The 1,634-nt window shown below is 39.3% G+C and carries 2 protein-coding genes; both read right to left on the bottom strand.

What is annotated here, in order from left to right:
* Positions 1 to 322: 322 nt before the first annotated feature.
* Positions 323 to 901: a PH domain-containing protein gene (locus AACW06_RS19445; protein ID WP_005526638.1), complete on the bottom strand. Its 579-nt coding sequence runs from the start codon at positions 899 to 901 to the stop codon at positions 323 to 325.
* A 152-nt stretch (positions 902 to 1,053) separates the two neighbouring features.
* On the bottom strand, positions 1,054 to 1,491 hold the full coding sequence (locus tag AACW06_RS19440; RefSeq protein ID WP_103155309.1) for a GNAT family N-acetyltransferase: 438 nt from the start codon (positions 1,489 to 1,491) through the stop codon (positions 1,054 to 1,056).
* Positions 1,492 to 1,634 lie beyond the last annotated feature (143 nt).

The raw sequence follows: 1,634 nt of genomic DNA, 5'->3' as shown, positions 1-1,634 counted from the left end.
CTCTTCCTTCATTATCAAAATCTACCATGAGACCGTCTAAAAAATGATGGCGATGGCCATAGATGCAATCAGGAGCTCCGATAACATTGCTCACTTCAGTTTCTGTCATACCGAGCTTGACTGGACCAATTGAGTTTCCTAGTTGAATTTCGAAAATTTCCATTTTTATCCTAAAAACACATAACGCTCTGTTAAGGTGTGAGCAACGCAATACCGATGCTTCCACATACCACCTTAACCACTAAAACCAACGCATAGTGAAAATGCCACGCGTTGCGAATCACTCTTAAACAGTTTGTTAGGCATTACTCAACAAAATCAATCACTTTTTATATTTAGTCTCGTAACCGGGGTTATCTTCAGGGCGAAGTGAGTTTGGATAGAGTAAGTCAGACTTCACATCAATAGAAACTTGTTTGATATTTCTGAACGTATCATTTGGGTAAGGAATGGCTATCATATCATTAGTAATCTTTTGGCCTTTACCACCGACTTCACCACAAAAAACCTTGATCGTTCCAACGTTAAACAAACTCTCAATTGGATTAATATTAACTTCAACATTTGTGATCTTATCGTAATCAATTACTTTATAATCAATACCCATAAAGCCACTACGAAAGAGAAGCCGCTTGTTGGAATACGCATAAAACGTGTTTGGATATACTAGCAACTTGTATAGTATTAACGCTAAACCAAACCACATTACACACCCTTCAGATAAAAGCTGCACAGGATCTGTAGAAAAAAGTTCCGAGGATGACCTGCCTAAAAATAAAAATAGCAGTATTCCACAAAAGAACACAAAAGAAGCATTTAACATGTATGCTATAAAATAAGGCTTTCCCACCCAGAATATTTCTTCATTGTCATCTAAGACTGGTTTAAATATATCTTTCATAATATTAGTTTCTAAATAATTGCCACTGATGCCTAACGCCCAATTAAGGGGTGAACAACGCTACCCCCCAACCTAACGCATTGTGCCATAAACACTAAATTTGAAGTAGAAGCAAAAATGCCGAGCGTTGTGAATCCCTCTTAAATTGCTTGTTAGGCTTGTAGCTCCAACAACTGCTCAGCCCCAGAACTTTTCACAACTTCAAAGCCCAATTTCAAATACAGTTGCTTAGCTGGATTCGTTTCAATCACGCTTAACCCAACCTTAGATTTCGTTGTTTCCGCTTTAGCAATTAGGTCAAGAATTAGCTTACTGCCTATTTTCAAACCTTGAAACTCTGGAGAGATCTGAATTTGAACCAAATACCAATAGTTAAGTTCTTCGGTGTATGTGGCTTTGAACAACCCAATAGGCTTACCATCCGATTCAACGATTTGCGCATGAGGAAACTCAAAGCGTATTCGCTTTTCATATTCTTCAGTACTCGTTGGCATGCCGACTTCTTCTAGATACTGCCTCATCGTTTTATCACGTAATGACAGTAAGAAAGGAATATCTGTCTCGCTCGCCCGTCTAAGGACAATATCCATGTTTCCTCCAAAAGCCTAACGCCGCGTTAAGTGGTGAGCAACGCGACCACAATCCTAAACCATTGTGCCTTAAACACAAAACTCAACCTAGACCCGAAACTCCCAAGCGTTGGGAATCCGTCTTAAACGCCTAGTTAGCTGCT

The organism is Vibrio sp. S12_S33, from assembly GCF_963889785.1.
In the GTDB taxonomy this organism is placed as follows: Bacteria; Pseudomonadota; Gammaproteobacteria; order Enterobacterales; family Vibrionaceae; genus Vibrio; species Vibrio aestuarianus.
This window is presented reverse-complemented; position numbering and strand designations above follow the sequence as displayed.

Excerpts from the sequence above, each read along its gene's own strand:
- AACW06_RS19445 (WP_005526638.1), bottom strand. The coding sequence starts at position 901 with ATGAAAGATATATTTAAACCAGTCTTAGATGACAATGAAGAAATATTC.
- AACW06_RS19440 (WP_103155309.1), bottom strand. The coding sequence starts at position 1,491 with ATGGATATTGTCCTTAGACGGGCGAGCGAGACAGATATTCCTTTCTTA.